Here is a 25,468-nt window from a genome sequence, read left to right as displayed (position 1 = left end):
GCGGTGGATGTGGTGTCCGCGAAGGCCATCCACCCGGCGGCCAGGCATCGACGACGAACGGCCTGTCCGGCGCAGGGGGTGCCGGACAGGCCGTTCGCGAGGGCCTGTCAGAAAAGGACGGCCGGGGTGGCGTCGAAGTTGCCGACGCCACTGTCCCAGTGGTGGGTAAGGGCGCCGAGAGTTCCGCCTGCCTCGCTGTGCAAGGTGTACAACACGGTGTTCGCGCTGCCGTAGTTGTACATCGCGACGACGTCGGTGCGACCATCTCCGTCGAGGTCACCGGTGGTCCAGTGCGACTTGGTGATCGACCACCCGCCGGCACCGCTGTCCCACCGGCTGACCGGTGCGTCGACACCGGCTGCGGTGGCCCGCCAGACGAGGAACGAGGTGTCGGAGTTGCCGTTGTCGTAGGCGGCGCCGATGTCGGTGAGCCCGTCACCGTCGAAGTCACCGGACACGAACTGCGCCTTGGGGTCGGAGAACGTGCCGCCCCACTTTACGCTCCGGTCGGTGAAGGTGCCGTCCGGCTTCGAGTACCAGACGAACAGGTTCGACGTGTTGTTCAGGTAGTCGTAGAACGACGCCACGTCTGCCCGCCCGTCGCCGTTGAAGTCGCCGGTCAGCCAGTACGACCGCGAGGTGACCCAGTTGCCCGCGCCGCTCGACCAATTCGTGACCGGCGCGTCGACGCCCGTGGCGGTGGTGTGCCAGACGAGGAACGAGGTGTCGGAGTTGCCGTTGTCGTAGGCGGCGCCGATGTCGGTGAGCCCGTCACCGTCGAAGTCACCGGACACGAACTTGGCCTTGGTGGCGTTGAAGCTGCCGCCCCATTTGACCCCCTGCGGGTCGAAGCCGCCGGAGGCGTTGCCGTACCAGAAGAACAGGTTGGCGGTGTTGTTCAGGTAGTCGTAGACCGCGGCGAAGTCGCTGCGGCCGTCACCGTTGAAGTCACCGGTGACCCATCGGGCCTGGGCGGCGTTGAACTGGCCGGCGCCGCTGTCCCACCTGAGCGCCGGAGCGCCGGTTCCGGTGGCGGTGGTCGGCCAGACGTAGACGCCGGTGCGCTTGCTCCCGAAGTCGTACGCTGCGGCGACGTCGTCCTTGCCATCACCGGTGAAGTCGTGGGCAGCGGCTGGGGTCGTGGCGGAGACGACATCAGTCGGGGCGTTGGCGAACCCGTCCGCGGTCGCGGCAGCGACCCGGTAGTAGCGGGTCTGATGACCGGGCAGGGAGCCTTGGCTGTACGACGTGGACTGCGTGGTCGCCAGCAGGTGCGCGGCATCGGTCGGCACGTCGGGGCTCGTCGAGCCGTAGACGCGGTATGTCGCGTTGTCGGCGGCGGGCAGCGAGTTCCAGCTCACGGTGATCGAGTGCCCGATGCCCTTGGCCGTGGCGGCGAGGACCTGGTCGCGCACCCAGCTGGTGAGGTCGTCGATCCGCGTGGCCGTGGTCCCCTGGCGTGTCTCGGTCTCGCCGAAGCAGCCGTGCTGCCACGATTTGGTGACCACGCCGACCAGCGTGGCCACGCCGCCGCGGTCCGCGACTACGGGCGCGCCGGCGTCGCCTCGGCAGGTGTCAACCCCGTTGTCGCCGGTCAGCACGTCGTCGGTGACCCCGACCGAGGCGACACTGAACGTCGCGGTGTGCAGCTGGTTGGGGATCCATTCCGTGCCGGTACGCCCGAAGCCCGCCACGCGGAGCGAGTCTCCGGCCGTCGGAGCGGTACTCCCAAGCGCCAGGGGGGTGATGTCACTGATCGGGGTTTCCAGCTTCGCCAAGGTGAAGCCGCGGTCGGCCTGCGTGGTGACTGTCGTGACCTTCACCGCGTGGCCGGTACTGGTCGTAAGGTCGGGCCGCCCGACTATCGCCGTGGTGTCCTTCACGGGCACGCCGCCGTCGGGAGTCTCGGCGAAGCATGTGGCAGCCGTGACCACCCAGCTGGGGGCGACGAGCGCGCCGCTGCACGAGCGCCCGTCCAAGGTGATCTTGGTCGCGAAACCGTCGGTTCCCGTGCCCGGGGAAGAAACGGCCTGTGCCGAGGGTACGGTCACCAACGCTCCTGCGAGGACGGTCGCGGTGACCGCACCGAGCGACTTTGCGTGTTTCCGCATCAATCTTCTTTCTAGGACAGGTTGCAGTACGAGGTGGCAGCTATGCCGCAGGCCTGGCACCGATCGCGGTGGTCAGTGCCAGTACCACGGTTGCGATTCGCGAGACACAACAGTGTTTCGACAGCGCAGTGACAAAACGATGTTAGTTTGGCCATGTGCATATCGGAATTACCCACTGTTAGGTTCTGCGAAAATCGCGCTTCGCATCCCGGCGCGATCGAGACTAACCACGACAGCCAGCGGCGAGCTACCGCCGGTTGTGGGTGATCCAGATTACTTGTCTGGTTTGCTCGTGGGGGCTTGACCTCGCCTGGCTGGACCGGTCTGAACCAAATCGGTCTGGATCGGGTGAGGGCCTGAAGCTGGGGTGTCGAGTGTCCGAATCTTCCGGATGACCTAGACGCAGCTTAAGGCGCGGCCCGTAGTGGTGGTAGCTCTGTGGACCATTTGCAGTTGATTTACTCCATGCGGCAGTAGGGTTCCACCCAATCAGCTCAAACGATAGTGGGAGCCGAGTATGTCAGTTATTTACCATCATGTGAAACAGATCACTGTACTGGTTCTTTACGTTGATCATACCGAGGTGATCTTGCTAGTGTTAATTTGCAATTATGGGGTATCGGGATCCGCCATTATAATATTTTCACTATCGCATCTCTGTGCATTTGGGCTGTTCGTGAAACTGTCAACCACGCAACTTTGGTCATGGAGAGAGGTCTCGTGCGCATTTCGCGAAGATGGTTTCCGCTGCTAGTTGGCGCTGCCGCAGGCGTGCTGGTGATGATTTCGGGCTCATTGACGAGTCCGGTGGCGGTCGCGGGGCCGACCTCCGCTGTCGCGGACGACCAGGCGACCCTGGTGGAGGACTTTTCCTATCCGGGTGCAGCGCAGATCAAGGACGAGTATGGGGTCGTCCTGACCTCGGGTGATGGTCACATCCTTTTCGCTGACTGCGCGACCGACCAGGGCCTCGGAAAGGGCTTGTTGCAGGTCTACACCACCGAGTTCATCGGCGCCAACGGTGAAGGCATGCTTTGCTTTAAGGTCACCGCATCCGCCGGATATCTGAACTTGCTGGTGCCGGCGGTGTACGAGATCCGCGGGGATGGGTCGTCCTCAGAGCAAGGCCACAAGGTCAAGGCGGACTTGACCACCGACTCCGGCGAGCACAGCACCGTCGAGGTTAGACCCATAGGCTCCACCCCTGTGGGAATCGGCGACGACCCGAACAACGCCCCGACCACTCTGCTGCGCCTGGAGTCCCACGCCTGACCAGGGTTCGAAGGTGTCGAGCGGTGAAGCCGACCGGCGTCATGTGCGCTTGCGGTGTAGCGGCGGCACCTCAGCCCGTACCGTCCATGGGCCGTGATGTAGGAGAACCCGGCACGCTGGACTGTCCCAGGAACGATGAACGCATCATCATCGCCGGCCATCGCAGCAGCTTCCATTACAGCGCTACTAGCTGCCTCGGCATCAACGGCTCCACGAAGGTGCCGTACTTCTGGCACTGGCCGTCATATCGGGGTTTCGCGATGCCTTTGCCGCGAAATCCCCGACAGCGTCGACAGTTCCAGACCTCAGTCGCTTGATCATTCCAAGGACGCCTCGAGGTGTTGAGGTGTCACCGGGTTACCCTCGCACGTCCGCAGGAAGGAATCCGAGTTGAGAGCGCACCGTTTCGGCCGGACATCGGGTGGGAGATCCAGCCACACGCGGTTACTGCGCCAGCTCAGACATCCGCTGCGGCGCGGCGTGATCTTCACGCTGATCACCGCGCTTGTCGTTTCGCTGCTCGGTCTGACGCCAGCTGACGCCCAACAAGTCAGGGCGGCCGCTGTTGCGGCGGCGACGAATCCGTCGCCCACAACGGCGTTGCCGCCTCGGGCGAAGGTGCTGGAGCTGTGGCGAAGCGGGGGTAGCCAGGTCAAACCCGCGGCAGAGCGGGCGTTGCTGGGCTCGGACGCCGACATCGATGCGTTCCTCAACAGCAATGTCGACCGGCTCCACAATCTGGATGACCGGATCGCGGTCGACCAGATCCTGGCCTCGGGCGGGCCCGCGGTGCAGGCGGCGGCTCAGCATTCACTCGATGCCGCCAACAGCGACCCCACGGCGCTGCGGACCTTTCTGGACACGGAGTGGCCACAAGCGCAGACGAACGACCTGCGCGTGAGGGTGGACCAGATCCTCGCCGGAGGCGGCCCGCAGGTGCAGGTAGCGGCCCAGACCGCGCTCGACGCCGGGACCCAGGACGCGCTGGAGACCTTCCTCAATACCACCTCCGTTCAGGCCGAGGCGGTCGACCTTCGTGTCCAGGTCGACCAGATCCTCGCCGCCGGTGGTCCCGAAGTGAAGGCCGCTGCACAAACCGCGCTGGATGCACACACCCCGGATGCGTTGCGGCTGTTCATCGAGCGCGAATGGGAAGTCGCCGAAGCACGAGACGCGGAGACCGACAGCATCTCCCAGCTCGCGGACGCGGCGAAGGTCGCCGGCGACCGCGCGACAAAAGAAACCCAAGCCGCGACGGATTCCGCCAACAAAGCCCTCCATGAAGCCGATCTCGCCCGCCAGGACGCGGAGCTAGCGGCCGCGGCAGCCGAGCAATCACAACAGAACGCCGAGGGCGCGGCCGCAGCGGCTGATCGTGCGGCCAGCGCTGCCAACCGCGCGGCCAGTGCCGCGACTGCGGCCATCGGCGCCGCGAATGCCGCGACGGCTGCCGCCCGCATCGCGGCCAGCGCCGCCGCGCGTGCCTCGGCCGCGGCGGCCAAGGCCGGACAGGCGTCGAGTACCGCGTGGCGTTACGCAGCCGCGGCACGAACCGACCGCACCAAGGCCGGAGACGCCTCGAAGGCCGCGCAAGACGCCGCGGCCGCGTCCACAGCCGCGCAGAAGGCTGTCGACGCTATCGACCAAGCACAGGCCGCGCTAGGGAAAGCCAAAGAAGCGGTCGGATACGCAGTCTCGGCCAAGGACGACGCCAACGGCGCCGCCTCGGCCGCACAGCAAGCGGCTCAGTGGGCGCAGGCAGCCGGAGCGGACGCTAGTCGCGCCGTCGCGGCAGCCGCGGCCGCGCGACGACAGGCCGACATCGCTGCCCGCGCGGCAAACGCGGCGCAAACCTACGCCAACGAGGCCTCGGCTGCCGCCGCTCAGGCGCGTGACCTGGCTGTGCGCGCGGCAGCCGACGCCGCTATCGCAGCCGTAGCCGCCGCCGACGCGGCCGCGCACGCGGGCGAAGCCGAAAACGCCGCGCAACTCGCCACCGACCATGCGAACTCGGCGACCGCCGCCGCGCAGATCGCAGTGGACTCGGCAGACCAGGCGCAGAAGCTCTACGACGCAGCTCGCCAGGTGGACGCCGACCGGCTCGAGGTGCAATCCGAGCAGGCGACCGACGCGGCGCAGCAATCACTCACCGTCTCCGACCAGCTCGGCCTGACTCGCGACCGCGATCTCCCGCAGCAGACCCAGCGTGACGCCGAAACCCAGGGCTGGATCGCTGAAGCCACCGCCCCCGGCGCGGATCCCGCGCTGGTCGTCGCCGACGGACGCAAGATCGCCCTGCGACTTCTCGACACCGCGGGCCCGTGGACCCGTGCCGCCGCAGAAGGCGCACTCACCGGAGACGACACCGGCGTCACCGAATTCGTCCACACCGCGCTCACTGACGCGACAGCCAGGGACAACCGGGAAGCGCTGCAGGAACTCATCGACAACGGCACGGCCAACTTCAAAGCCGGTGCCCAAGCCGCACTCGCGGCCGGTGACGACGCCGTCACTGAGTTCCTGACTCACCCTACCTACTTCCGGCAGTCCACCGACCTGCGAATCACTGTCAACCAGGCACTCGCTGCCGCCCGCGACGACGGTAACGCAACTGTCGTCGACGCTGCCCAAACCGCACTCGATACGGGAACCGTCGACGCTTTCCAACAGTTCCTCGACACCGGGCAGAACATCGCCCGCAACCATGACGACCGGATCGCCCTCGACCAGCTCATCGCCAACCCTGACGCTGGCCCCGAGACCAAGCTCCTCGCCCAAGCCGCCCTTGCCGGTTCGCCGGAAATCATCCGCCAGTACCGGGATAACGGGCAATACATCGCCGAACGTCACGACCACGAAGCCGCCGTCCACGACTCCGCGGTCGCCAGCCTCGTCTCCGAAACCCACTCCGTCGCCGCAAAAGCAGCGCAAGACGCGGCCACCGCACAATCCGTCGCTGCGACCGCACGCAACGCCGCAGACGAAGCCGCTGGTTACGCGACCGAGGCCAACAACCACGCCACCGAAGCGGCGAACTTCGCCACTCAAGCCGCACAATCGGCACAGCATGCGCTGACATCAGCGCAGCAGGCAGCAACCTCCGCCGATACAGCGGACACGGCCGCGCGACGGGCGTCGCAGGCCGCGGTGCACGCGACGCTTTCCGCGATCAGCGCCCGAAATTCGGCAAACAGCGCGGCTCGTTCGGCACAGTCTGCCGTCGCCGCTTGGCAGCAGGCTTACAACGATGCCATAGCGGCCGGCAAAGACGCTCAAATTGCTGTCGACGCCGCCAACGCAGCCCGCGACCAGGCGGTACAGAAAGCAGAGGCTGAACAAGCCGCCGCGAAACAACACGCACAAGACCAGCTCAATCAGCGTTGCGGGACCGTTCCTGCAGGTCCGGATCGGGACGCGTGCCTGGTCACTGCGTCACGCCTGGTCGACGACCCGACCGGCGAGTCCCAGCGGAACGTCGCGGTTTGCCAGCAGCTCAATGGCCTCAGCCAGGACGCCTTTCAGAACTGCCTGAAGGCCGCCTACGACCCCAGCCTGGCCTACGTCGTCAACCAGGCGATTCACGAATATCAGCAAGCCCAGGACGACGCCAACACCCAAAAATGGTGGATCATCGGCGGCACTATCGTCGCCGGAGTCGTCGTCGCCGGGGTCGGGATCTTCTGCGCCGAAACCTGTGCCGCACCCATCATCGGTGGACTCGCGTCCCTCGGCGCCGGAGCCGTCGCCGACGCCGCCGGCGCCGGCCTCGAAATCACCTTCGGTACCGAACTCCTCACCGGCCTCGCCACCGACACCTTCCTCACCACCCGGCTCAACGCTCTCACCGAAGCCTCCTTCCTCACCGACACCGCCGTCAGTCGAGGCCTCGCCAATCTCGCCCTCAACCTCGCCAAACAGGTCGGAAGCTGTATTACCGGCCTCGTCGCCCGCACCACAGCAGCAGCTGCCGGGGGTCTGTGCACGAAGCCGATCCGGTTCGAGAAATGGGGAATCGACGTTGTAGACATCGGGTATAAGGCGAGGCGAGAATTTGAACATACCCTCGATCCTGGAAATAACATCGCAGTCGCGAAAGTTCCCGGATATGTCGATGAGACTCTTAATGGGATGGAACCCGGGCTGGGTGATGGATACGTTCTCGGTGTGAGCGGTGGAGAAACAGGACCTCACGCAGAGCAGCAAATACTTAATAAGCTAGTAGCCGCTAAAATCGACCCTAAAACTATTGAGAGGTTATTCACTGAACGGTCCCCCTGCGGCCAGTGCAGCGCAGCGCTCATCGGCGCTTTGGCTGACAATGTCCCGGTGCTGTATGCGGTGACCTACATGGGTGGGAGTAAGATGGAGAAGGAGTTGCTGTTAGGCCTGATCGAGATTCGGAAGCAAGGAGGAATAGGTGGTGTCGGGTGATTATACCGATCAGAACGAGGAGGAAGCTATTTCAATGCCTCTTGATGCGCGCCAGTTCTATTGGATGGCGCCGCCATTCGAGGAGCAGCCCTTGTTTCGGGCGCCTGAGGACGTAGTCGCGGGGTGGATGGAAATTGCCAACCAAGCATGCAGTGAACTTAGAAATTTTGGGCTCCCTGCAACCGTTCTGGCCGCAGAAGACAGAGTTGGCCTAGGTGGTGACCCTGGTGGTCAAGTAATAGTCTGCAATGCGCGCCCCTTCGGGGTTATTCTAGCCTGGGAGCCGCCGCTCAGGGGTAGTGAAGAATTCAAGAATGCCGTGCTAAGCAGATCGACAGATTCACCTCTCCTCAAGTACATTGTGGAGGGGAAAGAATTAATGAGTATGGCTTGTATCAGGCTACTGGCTGCCGCAGGATTTACTACTGCCATCGAAGGTTTCGAGGGAAGTGGATTTACCTATCGAATTTTGTTTACACCGCGAAATTCTGTAGTTGAATATAGATAGGTCGTGACGTGAAGGATGGGTTTAGGCCGCCATGTCCTCTGTGATCTCCACGCTGTTGTTCCCGAAGCTGCTCGCAAACAGGTCGCTGTTCGATTGACGGCGTGATGCAGTGACCGGGCACGCATCCAGCTGCCGTCTCGCAGCTGCCTCTGATTGATCGTGATGCGAGGAGGTGACGCCGACACATGAGGCCTACTCAAAGCCGCATCGTCGCACCGAGTGCCGCACCTTACGGCGGGGTCAGCAGTAACCCAAGCGGGCCAAGGTGTCCACGATGATGTCGGACGGGTGGTACTTGTCCATCCAGGACTCACCACGGCGGTTCTGGTACGTGTCCAGGAAGTTCTGCAGCTTGTCGCCGCGCATTTCCGTCAGCACCACGGTCTCGCCCAGGTGCTGCGGGGTTTCCGTGCGCTCGCGGTGCACCGCGCAGGGCAGGCCGAGGTAGTAGCACTCGGCCGACAGACCACCGGAGTCGGTGACGACGTACTCGGCGCGCGCCACGAGCGGCAGGAACTTCAGGTAACGCATCTTGGGCTGCGCGATGAACTTGTCGTCGAACAGGTTGTCCAGGCCCAGCGACCGGATCTTCTCCCGCTCCGGCGCGCCCGCCATGTACAGGATCGGCATCTTGCGGCTCTGCTCGCGCAGGATCTCCAGCGCCTCGCGGTACTTGTCCGCGCGCGAGACGAGCTCGAAGCGGTGGAGCGTGGCGAGGCCGAACTTCTCGGGCAGGTTCGGCACGTCCAGCGGTTGGTTGATCGCCAGGCGCATCGCGTCGATCGCGGTGTTGGCCTCGGTGTCGACGACGACGCCGCGAGCGTGGCGCAGGTTGTTCACCTCACGCGCGCTCGGCGCGAAGTGCATGTCCACGATCTTCGCCGCGATCTTGCGGTTCAGCTCTTCCGGCAGCGGCGACAGGATGCTGCCCGACCGCGCGCCCGCCTCGACGTGCCCGACGCGCGACTTGAGGATGCGCTTGCCGATCAGCGACCCGTACGGCGTGGTGAACGTGTCGCCGTGCACCAGCACGAGCGGCGGGCGCCCGTCCTCGTTCAGCGCGGCGCGCAGCTCGGCGCGGCGGCTCCACGCGGTGCGCAGCACCTGCGCGGCCCAGCCCGGCACCTGCGCCGGCGACTCCAGGTTGTGAGCCTTGCCCTCCGGCACGAGCCAGACGTCGGGTTCGGGAAGCTTGAGGTCCGACAGCACGTCGGCGACCTCGTCCACGTGCTGCGCGGTGAACCAGATCTTCGGCCTCATGCCGCGTTCGGCGATCCCGTGGTAGACCGGCGCGATCTTGATCAGTTCCGCGGTGGTGCCGAGAATGAAGGAAATCACCGTAAGGCCCATTTCTGGTCGGTTTGCGGTGCCCGAAGGATACTGGGCACGTCCGGCCCCGGGGCACAGGGTAGCCTCGCCCCGTGAGTGCGAACCCGCTCCTCCCCTCGCTCAGCGTCGTGATTCCGGTCTACAACGAGCAGGACTGGATCAGCCGGTCAGTCGGCGCGCTGGTCGCCTCCGCAGAGGCGGCGCAATGGCCGGTCGAGATCGTCGTGGTCGACGACGGAAGCACCGACGGCACCGCCGAGAAGCTCGCTGAGCTGCGCGAACGGCACGAAATCATCGTGCTCAGCCAGGCGAACGGCGGCCGTTTCGAGGCCCGCCGGGCCGGGATGGCCAAGGCGTCCGGCGAATGGATCGTGCTGCTGGACAGTCGGGTGATCGTCGACCTGAACAGCTTCGGTTTCCTTCGCGAACAGCTGGTCGAGCACCCCGAACGGGCGGTGTGGAACGGGCATATCAACGTCGCGTCCGAGCACAATCCTTACGCCGGTTTCATGGCAGGTCTGGTCAAGGTGCCGTGGCGCCGTTACTGCGCGAACCCGCGTCTGATGTCCTTCGGTATCGAGGACTTCGACGTCTATCCGAAGGGGACCACGTTCTTTTGCGCCCGCCGCGATCTGCTGGAGGGTTCGGTCGTCGCGTTCGCGTCCCTGTTCGACGACATTCGCTTCGCCAGTGACGACACGCGGATGCTGCGCTGGATCGCCGAGCGGGAACGGATTTTCCTCGCACCGGAGCTGTCGGCCACATATCACGGACGTGACTCCTTCAAAAAGTTCTACGCTCAATCATTCTTTCGCGGCACCACCTACGTCGATTCATACCTCGCTTCCCCTGGACCAGGCCGCAACGCGTTGTTCGGTGCACTCGCCGCCGGTGTGCTAGGCCTCGCTGTCGCCGGGAAACGCCCGAAGACCGCGGCCGTCGCCGGGGCGGCCGGGGCCGTGGCGGCCGGCGCGGTGGTCAAGCGCTGCGGGGCCACGGACGCCGAAGCCCGCGCGGTCACCACCCTGCTGCCGGTGTTCGCGACCGGCTTCGGCGCGGGGGTCGTGCGGGGTTTGTACCTCGCGCTGCGGACCATGCTGCGCCGCCGATGAGCACGCCGGTGAGCGAAGCGCAGGAATCGGGGAGCAAGGCTCCGGGCGGTGCACGCGGGACCGCGGGCAAGCTGGGCGGCTCGCTGATCGTGTCGATCGGCCTCGGCTACGTCCTCACCGTCGCCTGCGCACGCTTGCTGCCACCGGACCAGTACGCGACCTTCGTGACGTTCTGGGGCCTTCTCATGGGGCTCGGCAGCGCGCTGTCGCCGCTGGAGCAAGAGCTTTCGCGTCAGTCCGCGGTGGCGGGTCTCACCGGGGGTCTCGCGGGGCGTGGTGCGCTGCGCGCCGTGGCGACCGGCGCCGCGGTGGCGGCCCTGTTCGGCCTGTGCCTGCTTATCCCACCGATCAACGAGCGGCTGTTCCACGGCACGTGGGAGCTGGCGCTGATCGTCCTCGCCGGCGGCATCGCGTTCGCCTGCCAGTTCGGCACCCGTGGGCTGTTGATCGGGCAACACCAGGTCAAGCACTTCTCCTGGCTGGTGGTGGCCGAGCCGGCGTTACGCGCGATCGTGCTCGGCGCACTCGTGGTCGCGACGGCTTACAACCTCGTGTCGCTGGCGCTCGCGGTCGCCGCCGGCTCCTTCGCGTGGCTGCTGTTCGTGCGGCAGGGGCGCGGCCTGGTCGACCTGCAGGCGGATGGCGACGGCTGGCCGGTGACCGTGCGCCGGATGCTGATGCTCCTGCTCGGCGCCGCGCTGACGGCCAGCGTCATCACCGGCTACCCGGCGCTGGTCGGTCTGCTCGCTCCGGGCGGGGATCGTGACCGGGTCGGCGCATTGTTCGCCGCGCTCGTGATCGCCAGGCTGCCGCTCACCTTGATCGGCCCCGTGCAGTCGCTAGCCGTGCCGTTCGTCGTTCGGTTGTCCACCAGCACGGAGGGGCGCCACCGGCTGCGCCGGGTCCTGTCGCTGGGCACGCTCGCGTCTCTGGCGCTGGCCGCACTGGGTGCTGTCGTCGGCGCGTTGATCGGACCGTGGGCCGTGCAGTTCGTCAACGGTTCGGGCTACCAGGTGGACGGCTGGGCGGTCGCGGGACTCGTGTGGTCGTCGGTGTTGCTGGTGCCGATGCAGCTGCTCACCGCTGTACTCGTCGCACGGACGCAGGCTCGACGCGTGCTGATCACCTGGGCGGTGGTGGCGGCGACGGCTGCGGTGCTACTGCTGGCGTTGCCGGGCGACGCTGTGCTTCGCGCGGTCATCGCGCTGGCGGTCGCGCCGACCGTCGGACTTGTTGTCGTACTCGCCTTCGTGCTCGGGAAATCACCCGTGGAGGCAACTTCGGGCACCGGTGAAACGTCTGCATAGGGTCGCAGTAGTGTGACCGCGGAATCACGCCCGTGAATACGTCGGGACCAAGCGCAGATCAGGTTGGACAGCGAATTCGATGAGCGTTCTCTTGGTGTTGGTGGCGTTCTGGCTGCCCGGGCTCGTCTTCGGTGCTGCCATCCGGCTCAGGGGGTGGACGCTCGCCGCGGCCGCTCCGCCGATGACATTCGGCATCGTCGCCCTCGGCGTCCCGGTACTCGGTGGGTTCGGCATCCGCTGGTCGATGCTCGACGTCGCACTGTGGACGCTGGTGCTCTCCGCCGTCGGTTTCGGGCTGTCGTTCGCGGTCCAGCGGTTCTCCGCACGCCGGCACCCGGAACGCGCGGCCCAAGAGCCGGACGCGCGGCTGCCCGCGCGCGACCACGTCCTGATGGGTCTCGGTGTCCTGGCCGGCATGGCCGTGGGCACGGTGACGTTCTTGCGCGGTACGAATGGCATCGACAGCGTCCAGCAGGGCTGGGACGCGCCGTTCCACGGCAACCTCGTCCGCTGGATCGCGGAGCACGGTGACGCTCGGCCGTCCACTGTGGGCACGATCGCGAACCTGCCGAACCAGACGGACTACTTCTACCCGGACACCTACCACGCGCTGCTCGCCCTGGTCTTCGGCAAGGGCGGACTGACGATGATGCCCACGCTCAACCTGGCCGTCCTGGCGGTCATCCTTGCCGTGCCGCTCGGCGTCGCGGCGATGTGCCACGCGTGGAAGATGCCTCCGCTGGGCGTCGCCGCCGCGGCCGCTGTCACGACGTGGTTCACCTCTTTCCCATACGACTCGCTGTGGCGCGGACCGCTGTGGCCCTACGTCGCCGGCGTCGCAATGGTGCCCGCGATGCTCGCGCTGGCGAAACACCTGCTGAGGCCGCGCGGGATCACGGGTCCGGTCGCGATTGGCGTCGGCGTGGCCGGGCTCTCCGGCCTGCACACGAGCCTGGTCTTTGTGATCGCCGTCTATTTTATCCTCATCCTGGTCGCGGTGCTGTTCCGCTGGGAGAAGATCGACTGGCGCCGCTCGGCACCCACCCTGATCGCGACGGTCGTCCTCGCGGCGGTGCTCGGCGTTCCACTCGTGCTGCCGTCGCTGTACAACGCGGGCGGGGTGACGAGCGCGACGTGGGCTTCGGAAGCCACCGTCAGCGGAGGACTGGGCGAGACCATCACCTTCTCCCCGATGGCCGATTTCCCGCAGTGGTGGATCGGGGTCCCCGCATTCATCGGGATCATCCTGCTGGTGCGGCATCGCCGGATGATGTGGATGGTGGGCGCGTACATCGTCTTCGGCGGGCTGTTCGCGGCCACTGTGTCGCTCGAGACGCCGCTCATCGACACCATCACCGGCCCGTTCTACAACGACCACTGGCGCATCGCCGCGCTCGTCCCGCTGGCCGGCGCGGTGGCGTTCGGCGAGTTCGCGCACACCGCGGCCGCCTGGTTTGCCCGGAAGGTCGGCACCCGGGTGCCGCTGGCGCCGGCGACAGTGTCGCTGGTCGGCCTGCTCCTGCTCGGCGTGGTGGTCGGCGGGCTCAGTCGTGGTGGCTACATCGGACGCAACAGCGCCCGGCTCGAAATCAACTACGGGAACGGGCCGACGGTTTCGAAGGACGAAGAAGCCGCGTACGCGTGGCTTGCGGCACACACCGTTCCCGGCGAGCACGTGATGAACAACAAGGCCGACGGGTCGGCGTGGATGTACGCGCTTGCCGGCGTGATGCCGGTGGAGTGGAACTTCTACGGTGCGACACCCGACACCGAGGCGGGATACCTCAGCGTCTGGCTCGACGACATCGAGCAGTTCCCCCAGGTGCGCAAGGACCTCACCGACCTGCACGTACGCTACGTCATCGTGGGCAAGGGAATGGCCACGCCGACAGCCGAGCAGTCCGTCGGAGTGGCGGATATCACCGCGGGTCCCGATTTTCGTGAGGTCTTCCACAACGACGGTGCCACGATCTACCAGATCGAAGGCCAGTCCGGTGTGGTCGCCTCAGGTGCCACGACGCCCGGCTCCGGGTCCGACGATGCTCACGGGCAGTGAGAAGCTAAGGTGATCTCCGTGTCCAGCACGTCCTTGAGCACCCGTCGAGTACTCATCGTGATGCCGGCACTCAACGAGCAGGCGAGTGTCGGGGCCGTGATCGCCCACGTCAAGCAGTCTTTGCCGGGCATGGATGTGCTCGTGGTGGACGATGGCTCGAAGGACCGGACCTCTGCGCTGGCGCGAGCCGCCGGTGCGGAGGTGGCCCGGCTGTCGGTCAACTTGGGTGTGGGCGGGGCAATGCGGACCGGTTTCCGCTATGCCGTCGCCCGTGGCTATGACGTCGTCGTCCAGGTCGACGCCGACGGGCAACACGACCCGGACGAGGTCGGCGCGCTCCTGCAGGCTCTCGACGAAGGCGCCGACATCGCGATCGGCTCCCGATTCGCCGGTAAGGGCGCGTACAAGGCCAGCGGCCCTCGCAAGTACGCGATGGTGGTGCTGTCCCTGGTGTTCAGTCGTCTCGCCGGACGCAAACTCAGCGATGTCACGTCCGGTTTCAAGGCCATGGGTCCCCGCGCGATCCGGCTCTTCGCCGCGTATTACCCGGCGGAGTACCTGGGTGACACGGTCGAGTCCCTGGTCATGGCGATCAGGGCAAAGCTCACGATCGCCGAGATCCCGGTCGTCATGCGCGAACGCGCTGGTGGCACGCCGAGCCACTCGCCGGTGAAATCCGCCGTGTACCTGGGCCGCGCCGGCCTGGCACTGCTGCTCGCTCTTGTCCGTCGTCGTCCGTCCGTCGACTCGTCCGACGCTGCGTAAGGGGACCACATGGCCGGCTGGCGCGTACTGAGCATCGTCATCGCTTGTCTGGTGCTGTTAGTCGTCATCGAGATGATGCGGCGTCGGAAGCTGCGCGAGAAGTACGCAGGCATCTGGCTCGTGCTGGCGATCGGCGTGGTCGTCCTCGCCGTGGTGCCCTCGGCAGCGCAGTTCCTCGCCCGAGCGACAGGTGTCGAGACACCGTCCAACCTGGTCTTCTTCTTGGCCGGCGTTGTCCTGGCTCTTGTCGCATTGCACCTGTCCACCGAGGTCGGGCACCTAGAGGAAGAGGTCCGGACCGCTGTCGAGGAGACGGCGCTGCTGCGCTGCGAGCTCGAGGACACCAAACGGGAACTCGCGGCCCGCATCGAGGCGCTGGAGGCCAAGACGGCCACGCCCGACGATGTGAAGGGCCTGCCCGAAGTGAGCGCCGCACGCGTTCGCTGATCTCCGCACTGCTCGCCGCCCCGCCTCGGCTGGGCGGCGTTCGTGTGCTCGCGGTCGACGGGCCCTCCGGGGCCGGCAAGTCGACCTTGGCCGGGGCCGTGGTCGCCGAGCTGGGGTCGCGGGCCGCGCTCGTCAGCACGGACGCGTTCGCGACCTGGGACAACCCGGTGGCGTGGTGGCCGCGGCTCGAGCGCGGCGTGCTGAAACCGTTCTCGGCCGGGCGCGCCGGCGAGTACCGGCGGGTGGACTGGACCTCCGGGGAGCCACGACCGGGTGAACTCGTGACAGTTGGGGTGCCTGAGGTTCTGGTGCTGGAGGGCGTGTCCAGCGGCCGCCGTTCGATGCGTCCGCGGCTGTCGCACCTGTGCTGGATCGAGGGTGGCACGCAGTCCGAACGGCTGGAGCGCGCCGTGGCCCGGGACGGTGAGGCGTCGCGCGCTCACCTGCGTCGCTGGCAGTGGTTCGAACAAGGGTGGTTCGCCGTCGACGGCACACCCGAATCGGCACAAACCAGACTGCCTTGATCGTCACCGCGCGTCCGAAACGACCCGAAAACCGCCTTCGGTACTAGGCCATTAGAGTGGCCATAGTGCCACGCTCCGTACCAATGCGACAAAATTCGTCACTTTGCGTACACAATTCTCGACACATTGCGGTGACTTTGGCCCTTACGTAGCGCGATCGTAACCTCACGTGCTTAAGTGCAAGCCGAGTTCCCGCTAGTGTCGGCGAGCACACCGACCGTCCGAGAGTTCCTGACCGACCGGACGGTTCTTGACACCGAACATCTCCCAAGGGGTGCCAGATGCAGCAATTGCGCCTGACCCGAACACGTCGAGCGGCCCTGATCGGGCTTGCCGGGGTGCTCGCGGTCTCGCTCACCGCGTGCGCCGAGTCGAAGCGCGACGAGGCCGGAGGTGGTGGCACCGGAGGCACGATGGTCTTCGGCGACACCGGCAACCCGAAGATGTTCGACCCGGTGTTCAACGACGACGGCGAGACCTTCCGGATCACGCGGCAGATGCTCGACACGCTGATCCAGAACAAGCAGGGCACCGCGGAGCTGGAGCCCTCGCTCGCCACGAAGTGGGAGTCGAGCAACGACGGCAAGACCTGGACCTTCACCCTCAAGCAGGGCGTGAAGTTCAGCGACGGCACGGACTTCAACGCCGACGCGGTCTGCTACAACTTCGACCGCTGGTACAACATGAAGGGCGCCGCCGCCCAGAGCCAGATGATCTACTACGGCGACGTCTTCGAGGGCTTCGCCAAGAACGAGGGCGACGCCGGCGGCGACCCCGTCTACAAGAACTGCGAGGCGAAGGACCCGTCGACCGCGGTCATCAACCTGAACAAGGCCAAGGGCGCGTTCCCGGCCGCGTTCACGCTCCCGTCGTTCGCGATGCAGAGCCCGACCGCGATGAAGCAGCACGACGCGGACAAGGTCACGCAGTCCGGTGACTCCTTCACCTACAGCGACTACGCGTACAAGTTCGTGACCGGCACCGGCCCGTTCAAGTTCGACAGCTGGGACCAGGGCAAGGGCGAGATCACGCTGGTGCGCAACGACTCCAGCTACGCGCCGGCGAAGCTCGACAAGCTCGTCTTCAAGGTCATCCCCGACGAGAACGCCCGCAAGCAGGCCCTGAAGGCCGGCGACATCCAGGGTTACGACTTCCCGGCCCCGGCCGACTACGGGCTGCTGCGCAACGAGGGTGAGCAGGTCCTCATCCGCCCGTCGTTCAACGTCCTGTACCTGGGTATCAACCAGTCGGGCAACCCGAAGCTCAAGGACGTGCGCGTCCGCCAGGCCCTGGCCTACGGCATCAACCGCGAGCAGTTCGTGAAGTCGAAGCTGGCCGAGGGTTCCGAGGTCGCCACCGAGTTCGTGCCGAAGGCCATCTCGGGCTACACCGACGACGTGACCAAGTACCCGTACGACCCGGCGAAGGCCAAGCAGCTGCTCGCCGAGGCCGGCGCCAGCAACCTGACGCTGAAGTTCTACTACCCGACCGAGGTCACCCGGCCCTACATGCCGAACCCGGCCGACACGTTCACCTCGATCTCCGAGGACCTGAAGAACATCGGCATCACCATCCAGCCGGTGGCCGAGCCGTGGAACGGCGGCTACAAGGACGACGTGCAGAAGTTCGGCAAGCAGGACCTGCACCTGCTCGGCTGGACCGGTGACTACAACGACGCCGGCAACTTCGTGGGCACGTTCTTCGGCCGCGAGAAGAAGGAGTTCGGGTTCAACAACCCCGAGCTGTTCAACGCACTCGCCGCGGCCGACGCCTCGCCCGCCGGCGACGCGCACGCCAAGGCCTACCAGGGCGTGAACAAGCAGATCATGGACTACCTGCCCGCGATCCCGATCGCCTACCCGACGCCGGCGATCGTGGTCGGACCGAAGATCAAGGGTGTGGTGGCCAGCCCGCTCACCGACGAACGCTTCAACAACGTCACGATCGGCTGACGTGCTCCGCTGAGCAGCCGGGCTGGGGGGCAGGCGCTACCGCGCCTGCCCCCTTTGCCCACGTTCCCGGGCTGTACACAAAGGACTACAAGTGCTCCGTTTCCTAGTGCGTCGGGTGCTACAAGCGATTCCGACGCTCCTCATCCTGTCCATCCTGGTCTTCGCCTGGTTGCGTTCCCTGCCCGGCGGCCCCGCGGCCGCCCTCCTGGGCGACAAGGCGACGCCGGAGAAGATCGCCAGCCTCAACCACGTGCTCGGCCTGGACCAGCCGATCATCCTGCAGTACTTCAAGTTCCTCGGCCGCGCCGTCACCGGCGACTTCGGCAACTCCCTCGTCTCGGCCCAGCCGGTGATGAGCGAGATCGGCACGTTCCTCCCCGCCACCATCGAGCTCGGGCTGTCCGCGATGATCATCGCGATCGTCCTCGGCGTGCCCTTCGGTTACCTGGCCGCGCGCTACCGCGGCGGCGTGCCGGACAACATCATCATCGTGCTGACGCTGGTCGGCGTCGCGGTGCCGGTGTTCTTCCTCGGCTACACGATGCAGGACCTGCTGGCCGCTCCGCTCGGCCTGCCGTCGCAGGGCCGCCAGGCCCCGGGTATCGACGCCACGAGCATCACGAACTTCGCCATCCTCGACGGCATCATGACGAGCGAGTGGGACGCCGTCTGGGACGCGATCAAGCACCTGATCCTGCCGGCGTTCGCGCTGGCGACCATCCCGCTGGCGGTGATCACCCGCATCACGCGCGCCTCGGTGCTCGACGTGTTCAACGAGGACTTCCTCCGCACGGCCAACTCCAAAGGCCTGACGCAGTCGGTGATCCGGCGCCGGCACGTGCTGCGCAACGCGTTGCTCCCGGTGGTCACCACCATCGGCCTGCAGACCGGCGCGCTGCTCGGCGGCGCGGTGCTGACCGAGCGGGTCTTCAACTTCCGCGGCCTCGGCTTCCTGCTGGCCGAAGGCATCGAACGGCGTGACTACCCCCGGCTGCAGGCTCTGCTGCTGTTCGGGGCTCTGGTGTACGTGCTGGTGAACATGCTGGTCGACATCTCGTACGGGATCATCGACCCGAGGGTGCGTGTGCGATGAACACTCTGCTTGCCAAGAAGAAGGAACCGATCGACAAGCTCGCCGCGGCGTCGGTGGGCGGACGCAGTCTCGGGGCCGAAGCGTTGCGGCGCATGCTGCGCAGCCCGGTCGCCATCACCGGTGGCGTGATCACGCTGCTGTTTCTGCTGCTGGCCATCTTCGCGCCGCTGCTCGCGCCGAAGGACCCGCAGATCCGCTACCTGCAGGACCAGGTCGAGCTCGGCAAGGGCATCATCCCCGGCCCGAGCCCGGGCTTCCCGCTCGGTGTCGACGACTTCGGCCGCGACTTCCTGTCGCGGCTCATCGTCGGCGCGCAGCAGACGCTGCTGGTCGGCGTGCTCGCCACCGTGATCGGCGTGCTGATCGGAGTCATCATCGGCGGCATCGCCGGTGCGTTCGGCGGCTGGGTCGACACCGTCCTCATGCGACTGGTCGACGTGCTGCTGTCGTTCCCCTCCCTGCTGCTGGCGATCTCGATCGCGGCGCTGTTCGCGAAGCCGAGCCAGTGGACGGTGATCCTGGCCGTGTCGATCATCGGCGTGCCGATCTTCGCGCGGCTGCTGCGTGGTTCCATGCTGGCGCAACGGGAAGCCGACCACGTGCTGGCCGCGACGTCACTGGGCGTCAAGCGCGGCACGATCGTCTTCCGCCACATGCTGCCCAACTCGCTGGGGCCCGTGATCGTGCAGGCCACGCTCACGCTGGCCACCGCGATCCTGGAGGCCGCGGCGCTGTCGTTCCTCGGCCTGGGCGACCCGGACCCGACGCGCGCGGAGTGGGGGCTGATGCTGGGCAACGCCTCGCGCCAGTTCCTCGACATCCGCCCGGAGCTCGCGTACTACCCGGCCATCGCGATCATCGTGGTGGCGCTCGGGTTCACGCTGCTCGGCGAGTCCCTGCGTGAAGCCCTCGACCCGAAGAACCGGCGGTAACCCATGGCACTCCTCGAAGTCCGCGACCTGACGGTCGTGTTCCAGCGCCGCGGTGAGAAGCCGTTCACCGCGGTCGACGGCGTCAGTTTCGACGTCGAGCCCGGCCAGACGGTGGGGCTCGTGGGCGAGTCCGGCTGCGGCAAGTCCGTGACGTCGCTGGCGATCATGCGGCTGCTGGCCAAGCGCGGCAACAAGGTCAGCGGTTCGGTGTCGTTCGAGGGCACCGACCTGCTGAAGATCTCCGACCGCGACATGCGCGACCGGCGCGGGCGCGACCTGGGCATGGTGTTCCAGGACCCGCTGTCCTCGCTCAACCCCGTGATCCCGATCGGCCTGCAGATCACCGAGGTGCTCGAACGCCACCGCGGGATGTCGCGCAGCAAGGCCAAAGTCGAGGCCGCCGACCTGCTCGACAAGGTCGGCATCCCCGACCCGACGCGGCGGCTTTCCGAGTACCCGCACCAGCTTTCGGGCGGGATGCGCCAGCGCGCGCTCATCGCGATCGCGCTCGCGTGCCGGCCGCGGCTGCTCATCGCCGACGAGCCGACGACCGCGCTCGACGTGACCATCCAGGCGCAGATCCTCGCGCTGCTGCGCGAACTCGTGCAGGACACCGGCACCGCGCTGATCATGATCACGCACGACCTCGGTGTCGTCGCCGGCCTCTGCGACGTGGTCAACGTGCTCTACGGCGGCAAGATCGTGGAGCGCGCCGAGCGCCACGCGCTGTTCGCCGAGCCGCGCCACCCGTACACCCACGGTCTGCTGGCCTCGATCCCGCGTCTCGACGAGGGCCGGGGCGAGAAGCTCGTGCCGATCCGCGGCTCCGTGGCCGACAACATCCCGTGGGACGGCGGGTGCGCCTTCGCGCCGCGCTGCCCCAACGCGCTCGAGGTCTGCGAGGAGCGTTCGCCGCAGCTCGTGCCCGACCGCACCGGCCTGCTGCGCTGCCACAACCCGGTGCAGCCCGCCGTGGCCACCGCAGGAGGGACCCGATGACCGAGGTGATCAACGAGCCGCAGGACGACGTCCTGCTGGAGGTCACCGACCTCAAGGTGCACTTCCCGATCAAGCGCGGCATCGTGGTCGACCGCACCGTCGGGCACGTGTATGCGGTGGACGGGGTCGACCTGTCGATCCGCCGCGGTGAGACCTACGGGCTGGTCGGCGAGTCCGGCTGCGGTAAGTCCACCTTGGGCCGCGCGATCCTGCGCCTCAACGAGCCGACGGCCGGCAAGGTCGTGTTCGACGGCACGGACGTGGCCCAGCTCAAGGGCGAGAAGCTGCGCAGGGCCCGGCGGCGCATGCAGATGATCTTCCAGGACCCGATGTCCAGTTTGGACCCTCGGCAGTCGGTGGAGTCGATCCTGCTCGAAGGCATGCGCGCGCACGGGCTGGCCAAGGACAAGGCCGCCACGGACCAGCGGCTGCGTGAGCTGCTGGGCGCGGTCGGCCTGCCGGAGACGGCGCTGCGCAAGTACCCGCACGAGTTCTCGGGCGGGCAGCGGCAGCGCATCGGCATCGCGCGGGCGCTGGCCGTGGAGCCGGACCTGATCGTGGCCGACGAGCCGGTGTCCGCGCTCGACGTGTCGGTGCAGGCCCAGGTGGTCAACCTCCTGGAGGACCTGCAGAACGAGCTGGGCCTGACGTATGTGGTGATCGCGCACGACCTCGCCGTCGTCCGGCACATCTCCGACCGGATCGGCGTGATGTATCTGGGCGCGCTGGTGGAGGAGACCACCTCGGCGGAGCTGTACGAGAACCCGCTGCACCCGTACACGCGGGCGCTGCTCTCGGCGATTCCCGTGCCGGACCCGGTCGTCGAGGACACCCGGGAGCAGATCCTGCTCGCGGGCGACCTGCCTTCGCCGGCCAACCCGCCCACGGGCTGCCGGTTCCACACGCGCTGCCCGTGGCGGCAGGCGAGCCTGTGTGACACCGACCGGCCGGAGCTGCGTGAGATCGGCGCCGGGCACCGCGTGGCCTGCCACTACGCCGAGGACATCCGCGACGGCCGCATCCAGCCGCACGACGTGGAGCCCGAGCTGGTGGAGCTCACCGGCGTGCTGAGCCCGGACGCGGCGCCGGACATCGGCTCGGTCACCGAAATCCTGTAACCGCTGAGCGTGAAGGGCACCTCGATCTCCGCGAGGTGCCCTTCACCGCGTTTCACGGCCGCAGATCGATGGCGGCCCGGAACGAACCGTCCATGTGGAACGGCGTCGAGCTGTGCTCGTGCACGATCCGCCACACGCCATCGGCGCGGCGGAAGGCCAGCGTCGAGCGGAACCACAGCGTGAACGGTTCGCTCATCCCCACCGGCACGGCCGACATCTTCGCCAGCGCCGTGGTGAAGGCCAGATCGCCGGACACGGTCACTTCGACGTCGGTGTACGCGTAGGTCACCGGGCTGTCGAACGTGGCGAACCACTTCGTCAGGTACTCCGCGGACGCGCCGGTGGTCCGCAGCGGCGGCGCGAGGTCGAACTTCACGGCTTGCGGCGCGTAGCCCGCGACCAGGCGCTCGGGGTCCTTGGCGGACATGGCGGCGGTGCGCTCGGTCAGCAGGTCGCGGATCTCGTTTTCGGACATTTTGTGCTCTCCTTGATTCCTTCGCCGGATGCGTTCACCGGGGACGTCGAAGCCGTCCGCGTGGCTTCGACATCACGGGTGACGACGATTTCGAGGAGGCACCCGATGAAGTACCTGGTCCTGATCTACGGAAACCCGGCGTCGCGCTCGGCGTGGGCGGGGATGAGCGACGAGCAGAAGGCCGCGGGCCTGCGCGCGTACGTCGAGTTCAACGACGACCTCGACGGCTCCGGCGAGCGCATCGTCTCCGAACGGCTGGCCGCGCCCGAGCTGACGAAGCAGGTCATCGTGCGCGACGACGAGGTGAGCACCACCGACGGCCCGTTCGCGGAGATCAAGGAGCAGCTCGCCGGCTTCTACCTGCTCGAATGCGACTCCGAGGAGCGCGCGCTGGAGATCGCGGCGCGGATCCCGGAGGCGCCGTACGCGACGATCGAGGTCCGGCCCGTGATGGGCCTGACCGGCGACGTGGACTTCGACCTGGCGGACCTGTGATCGAGGGCCTCCTGCGCGAGCTGGCACCGCAGGTCCTCACCGCGCTGGTGCGCCGCTACGGCGGGTTCGACACGTGCGAGGACGCTGTGCAGGAGGCTCTCCTCGCCGCCGCGGTTCAGTGGCCGCGTGACGGCGTGCCGGACAACCCCAAGGGCTGGCTCATCACCACGGCGTCGCGGCGGCGGATCGAGCTGTGGCGCAGCGATTCCGCCCGGCAACGGCGGGAGGAGGCGGTGGCCGCGCTGGCACCACCCGACCCGGATCCGGCACCGGCCGTAGACGACACGCTCACGTTGCTGCTGCTCTGCTGCCACCCGGCGCTGACGCGGCCTTCGCAGGTCGCGCTGACGTTGCGCGCGGTCGGCGGCCTGACGACGGCGGAGATCGCGCGGGCGTTCCTCGTGCCGGAGCCGACGATCGGCCAGCGCATCAGTCGCGCGAAGCAGAAGGTGAAGGGCACGTCGTTCAGCCTCCCGCCGGCGGACGAACGGCCCGCTCGCGTCGCCGCCGTGCTGCAGGTGCTGTACCTGGTCTTCACGGAGGGGCACACGGCCAGCGCGGGCCCGGCCGTCGACCGCGTGGAGCTCACGGCCGAGGCCATCCGGCTCACGCGGCAGCTGCACGCCGAGCTTCCCGACGAGGGCGAGGTCACGGGCCTGCTGGCGTTGATGCTGCTCACCGGCGCGCGCCGGGCCGCGCGCCTCGGCGAGAACGGCACGATGGTCCCCCTCGCGGACCAGGACCGTTCGCGATGGGACGCCGACGCCATCGCCGAGGGCACGGCGCTGATCACCCGCGCGCTGGCGACCGCACCCGTCGGTCCGTACCAGCTGCAGGCCGCGATCGCCGCCGTCCACGACGAGGCGGCTTCGGCCGAAGACACCGACTGGCCCCAGATCCTGCTGCTCTACGACCTGCTGCGCCAGGTCGCGCCGGGACCGATGGTGACGCTCAACCGGCTGGTGGCGCTCGCGATGGTCGAGGGTCCGGCCATCGCGCTGGCCGAGCTCGACGCCGCCGAGCCGCCGGACCACTACCGCGTCGACGTCGTCCGCGCGCACCTGCTGGAGCTCGCGGGTGATCGCGAAGCCGCCCGGGAGTACTACGCGGCGGCGGCGCGGCGGACATTGAGCCTGCCGGAGCGCCGGCACCTCGAAGCGCGTAGTTTGCCCGATATGCCGGGAAAACCCTGACTCAAGTCGGACCCCACCCCCGACTGAAGGGTGACGCCCGCGCATCAGGGCCCCGGTAGTCTGCGGAGTGCAGGCACAAAACCGGCAAGCCGCAGGGGGTACGGGCAGTGAACATCGACCACGTGCTGGAGGCGATCCCTCCACTGTCGGTCTACCTCCTCGTGGGGCTCGTCGTGATGGTCGAGAGCCTCGGCATCCCACTGCCCGGTGAGATCGTGCTCGTGAGTGCGGCCCTGCTCGCCTCTTCGCACAGTGGCCTCAACCCGTTGTGGATCGGCATCCTGGCCAGCGCGGGCGCGATCGTCGGCGACAGCATCGGGTACCTGATCGGCCGCAAGGGCGGGAAACGCCTCTTCGACTGGGCCGGCCGGAAGTTCCCCAAGCACTTCGGTCCACAACACATCGCGAACGCGGAACGGATGTTCCACAAGCGCGGCATGTGGGCCGTGTTCTTCGGCCGCTTCGTCGCCGTGCTGCGCATCCTCGCCGGCCCGCTCGCGGGTTCGCTGAACATGCACTACCCGCGCTTCCTCATCGCCAACGCCCTGGGTGGCATCGTCTGGGCCGGCGGCACCACGGCGTTGATCTACTACCTCGGCGTGGTCGCGGACAAGTGGCTCAAGGGCTTCCAGTGGGCGGGCCTCGGCGCGGCGGTGGTGATCGGCGTGGTCGTGACGCTGGTGCTGAAGAAGCGCATGTCGCGCAGCCACGAGGCGCAGGTGGAGCAGAAGGACGACGCGGTCGCCTAGTTCGCGGGTGAGATCAGGTTCCCCGCGAGCCGCTTCGCTGTGTGGAACGGCCGCGAGGCCTGGGCGACGACCGACGTGACCGCGGCGCCTTCCAGCAGCAGCATCAGCTCGTCGGCCAGGGTTTCGGCGTGCTCCGGCGTGATGCGGCGGAGCTGCGTCCGCAGGTAGCTGTGCAGCGCCGTCTTGTGGTGGCGCACGACTTCGCGCACCGGGTCGGCCGGGTCGGGGAACTCCGAGGTGGCGTTGAGGAAGCCGCAGCCGCGGTAGCCGTCGCGGGAGAGCCAGGCTTCGTAGGCGTCGAACACCGCCAGCACCCGCTCCGCCGGATCGGTGTGCCCGGCCGTGATCCCGTCGATTTTCTCCTGCCACTGCCGGTCCCGTTCGCGCAGGTAGGCGACGACGAGCCGGCTCTTCGAACCGAAGTTGCCGTAGAGCGCGGCTTTCGTCACGCCCGCCTCGGCCGCCACGGTGTCGACGCCCACGGCGTGGATGCCGTCGCGGTAGAACAACGTCGACGCGGCTTTGAGCACCTTGGCTCCCGCGTCGCCGGGCCGGGTCCGGCTCACGGCTCCTCCAGACTGTTCGGTCTCATTCTGACCA

21 protein-coding genes are annotated in these 25,468 nt (G+C 67.2%); 17 read left to right on the top strand and 4 right to left on the bottom strand.

The annotated features are described in order from the left end of the window. Window positions 1-107 precede the first annotated feature (107 nt). Window positions 108-2,051 carry an FG-GAP-like repeat-containing protein gene (locus tag AB0K15_RS18635; RefSeq protein ID WP_364051414.1) on the bottom strand — a complete coding sequence of 648 codons (1,944 nt, stop codon included), beginning with the start codon at window positions 2,049-2,051 and terminating at the stop codon, window positions 108-110. A 780-nt stretch (window positions 2,052-2,831) separates the two neighbouring features. On the opposite strand from AB0K15_RS18635, the gene AB0K15_RS18630 reads away from it, so the two are divergent. The 3 genes from AB0K15_RS18630 to AB0K15_RS18620 all read left to right on the top strand — a co-directional run bounded on the left by AB0K15_RS18630 (window position 2,832) and on the right by AB0K15_RS18620 (window position 8,322). Beyond that, complete coding sequence (locus AB0K15_RS18630) at window positions 2,832-3,383, top strand: hypothetical protein (protein ID WP_364051411.1); 552 nt, start codon at window positions 2,832-2,834, stop codon at window positions 3,381-3,383. Window positions 3,384-3,863: 480 nt separating this feature from the next. After that, window positions 3,864-7,814 carry a nucleic acid/nucleotide deaminase domain-containing protein gene (locus AB0K15_RS18625; RefSeq protein ID WP_364051408.1) on the top strand — a complete coding sequence of 1,317 codons (3,951 nt, stop codon included), beginning with the start codon at window positions 3,864-3,866 and terminating at the stop codon, window positions 7,812-7,814. Then, the gene (locus tag AB0K15_RS18620) at window positions 7,801-8,322 is read left to right on the top strand and encodes a hypothetical protein (protein WP_364051405.1); all 522 of its coding nucleotides are present in this window, start codon (window positions 7,801-7,803) and stop codon (window positions 8,320-8,322) included. Before AB0K15_RS18625 ends, AB0K15_RS18620 begins: the two co-directional genes overlap by 14 nt. A 240-nt stretch (window positions 8,323-8,562) precedes the next feature. On the opposite strand, the gene AB0K15_RS18615 is transcribed toward AB0K15_RS18620, so the two are convergent. Then, window positions 8,563-9,672: a UDP-N-acetylglucosamine 2-epimerase gene (locus AB0K15_RS18615; RefSeq protein WP_364051402.1), complete on the bottom strand. Its 1,110-nt coding sequence runs from the start codon at window positions 9,670-9,672 to the stop codon at window positions 8,563-8,565. A gap of 71 nt (window positions 9,673-9,743) precedes the next feature. On the opposite strand from AB0K15_RS18615, the gene AB0K15_RS18610 reads away from it, so the two are divergent. From AB0K15_RS18610 to AB0K15_RS18560, 11 genes are all read left to right on the top strand, one after another. Further along, on the top strand, window positions 9,744-10,763 hold the full coding sequence (locus AB0K15_RS18610; RefSeq protein WP_364051399.1) for a glycosyltransferase family 2 protein: 1,020 nt from the start codon (window positions 9,744-9,746) through the stop codon (window positions 10,761-10,763). Further along, entirely contained in the window at window positions 10,760-12,070 is a 1,311-nt protein-coding gene (locus AB0K15_RS18605) for a hypothetical protein (protein WP_364051396.1), read from the top strand. The genes AB0K15_RS18610 and AB0K15_RS18605 overlap by 4 nt, the downstream gene beginning before the upstream one ends. Before the next feature lie 79 nt (window positions 12,071-12,149). Next, window positions 12,150-14,126, top strand: coding sequence for a DUF6541 family protein (locus tag AB0K15_RS18600; RefSeq protein ID WP_364051393.1), 1,977 nt, complete (start codon window positions 12,150-12,152; stop codon window positions 14,124-14,126). A gap of 18 nt (window positions 14,127-14,144) precedes the next feature. After that, window positions 14,145-14,891, top strand: coding sequence for a glycosyltransferase family 2 protein (locus tag AB0K15_RS18595; RefSeq protein ID WP_364051390.1), 747 nt, complete (start codon window positions 14,145-14,147; stop codon window positions 14,889-14,891). A 9-nt stretch (window positions 14,892-14,900) separates the two neighbouring features. Further along, window positions 14,901-15,338 (top strand): DUF2304 domain-containing protein, encoded by a 438-nt coding sequence (locus AB0K15_RS18590; RefSeq protein ID WP_364051387.1) that lies wholly within the window; start codon window positions 14,901-14,903, stop codon window positions 15,336-15,338. 44 nt (window positions 15,339-15,382) lie between these two features. Further along, window positions 15,383-15,862: a uridine kinase gene (locus AB0K15_RS18585; protein WP_364051384.1), complete on the top strand. Its 480-nt coding sequence runs from the start codon at window positions 15,383-15,385 to the stop codon at window positions 15,860-15,862. 281 nt (window positions 15,863-16,143) lie between these two features. Continuing rightward, a complete protein-coding gene (locus AB0K15_RS18580) occupies window positions 16,144-17,814 on the top strand; it encodes an ABC transporter substrate-binding protein (RefSeq protein ID WP_364051381.1) in 1,671 nt (556 codons plus the stop codon). A 91-nt stretch (window positions 17,815-17,905) separates the two neighbouring features. Next, a complete protein-coding gene (locus tag AB0K15_RS18575; RefSeq protein WP_364051378.1) occupies window positions 17,906-18,907 on the top strand; it encodes an ABC transporter permease in 1,002 nt (333 codons plus the stop codon). After that, window positions 18,904-19,839 (top strand): ABC transporter permease, encoded by a 936-nt coding sequence (locus AB0K15_RS18570; protein WP_364051375.1) that lies wholly within the window; start codon window positions 18,904-18,906, stop codon window positions 19,837-19,839. Before AB0K15_RS18575 ends, AB0K15_RS18570 begins: the two co-directional genes overlap by 4 nt. 3 nt (window positions 19,840-19,842) lie before the next feature. Further along, window positions 19,843-20,838, top strand: a complete 996-nt coding sequence (locus tag AB0K15_RS18565; RefSeq protein WP_364051372.1) for an ABC transporter ATP-binding protein — start codon at window positions 19,843-19,845, stop codon at window positions 20,836-20,838. Then, window positions 20,835-21,956, top strand: coding sequence for an oligopeptide/dipeptide ABC transporter ATP-binding protein (locus AB0K15_RS18560; protein ID WP_364051369.1), 1,122 nt, complete (start codon window positions 20,835-20,837; stop codon window positions 21,954-21,956). Before AB0K15_RS18565 ends, AB0K15_RS18560 begins: the two co-directional genes overlap by 4 nt. A 52-nt stretch (window positions 21,957-22,008) precedes the next feature. Here AB0K15_RS18560 and AB0K15_RS18555 read toward each other — a convergent pair whose 3' ends face one another. Further along, window positions 22,009-22,431 carry a nuclear transport factor 2 family protein gene (locus AB0K15_RS18555; RefSeq protein ID WP_364051366.1) on the bottom strand — a complete coding sequence of 141 codons (423 nt, stop codon included), beginning with the start codon at window positions 22,429-22,431 and terminating at the stop codon, window positions 22,009-22,011. 105 nt (window positions 22,432-22,536) lie between these two features. Here AB0K15_RS18555 and AB0K15_RS18550 point away from each other — a divergent pair, with 105 nt between their 5' ends. From AB0K15_RS18550 to AB0K15_RS18540, 3 genes are all read left to right on the top strand, one after another. Then, window positions 22,537-22,926 carry a YciI family protein gene (locus tag AB0K15_RS18550; RefSeq protein WP_364051363.1) on the top strand — a complete coding sequence of 130 codons (390 nt, stop codon included), beginning with the start codon at window positions 22,537-22,539 and terminating at the stop codon, window positions 22,924-22,926. Beyond that, window positions 22,923-24,119 carry a DUF6596 domain-containing protein gene (locus AB0K15_RS18545; RefSeq protein ID WP_364051360.1) on the top strand — a complete coding sequence of 399 codons (1,197 nt, stop codon included), beginning with the start codon at window positions 22,923-22,925 and terminating at the stop codon, window positions 24,117-24,119. The genes AB0K15_RS18550 and AB0K15_RS18545 overlap by 4 nt, the downstream gene beginning before the upstream one ends. 107 nt (window positions 24,120-24,226) lie before the next feature. After that, window positions 24,227-24,868: a DedA family protein gene (locus AB0K15_RS18540; protein ID WP_364051357.1), complete on the top strand. Its 642-nt coding sequence runs from the start codon at window positions 24,227-24,229 to the stop codon at window positions 24,866-24,868. Here AB0K15_RS18540 and AB0K15_RS18535 read toward each other — a convergent pair. After that, the gene (locus tag AB0K15_RS18535) at window positions 24,865-25,434 is read right to left on the bottom strand and encodes a TetR/AcrR family transcriptional regulator (protein ID WP_364051354.1); all 570 of its coding nucleotides are present in this window, start codon (window positions 25,432-25,434) and stop codon (window positions 24,865-24,867) included. The two genes, AB0K15_RS18540 and AB0K15_RS18535, sit on opposite strands and share 4 nt — an antisense overlap. Window positions 25,435-25,468: the final 34 nt, after the last annotated feature.

The organism is Amycolatopsis sp. NPDC049253, from assembly GCF_040678995.1.
Lineage (GTDB): Bacteria > Actinomycetota > Actinomycetes > Mycobacteriales > Pseudonocardiaceae > Amycolatopsis.
Note: the sequence above shows the minus strand (reverse complement) of the source record. Positions and strands in the feature narration are given on the sequence as shown.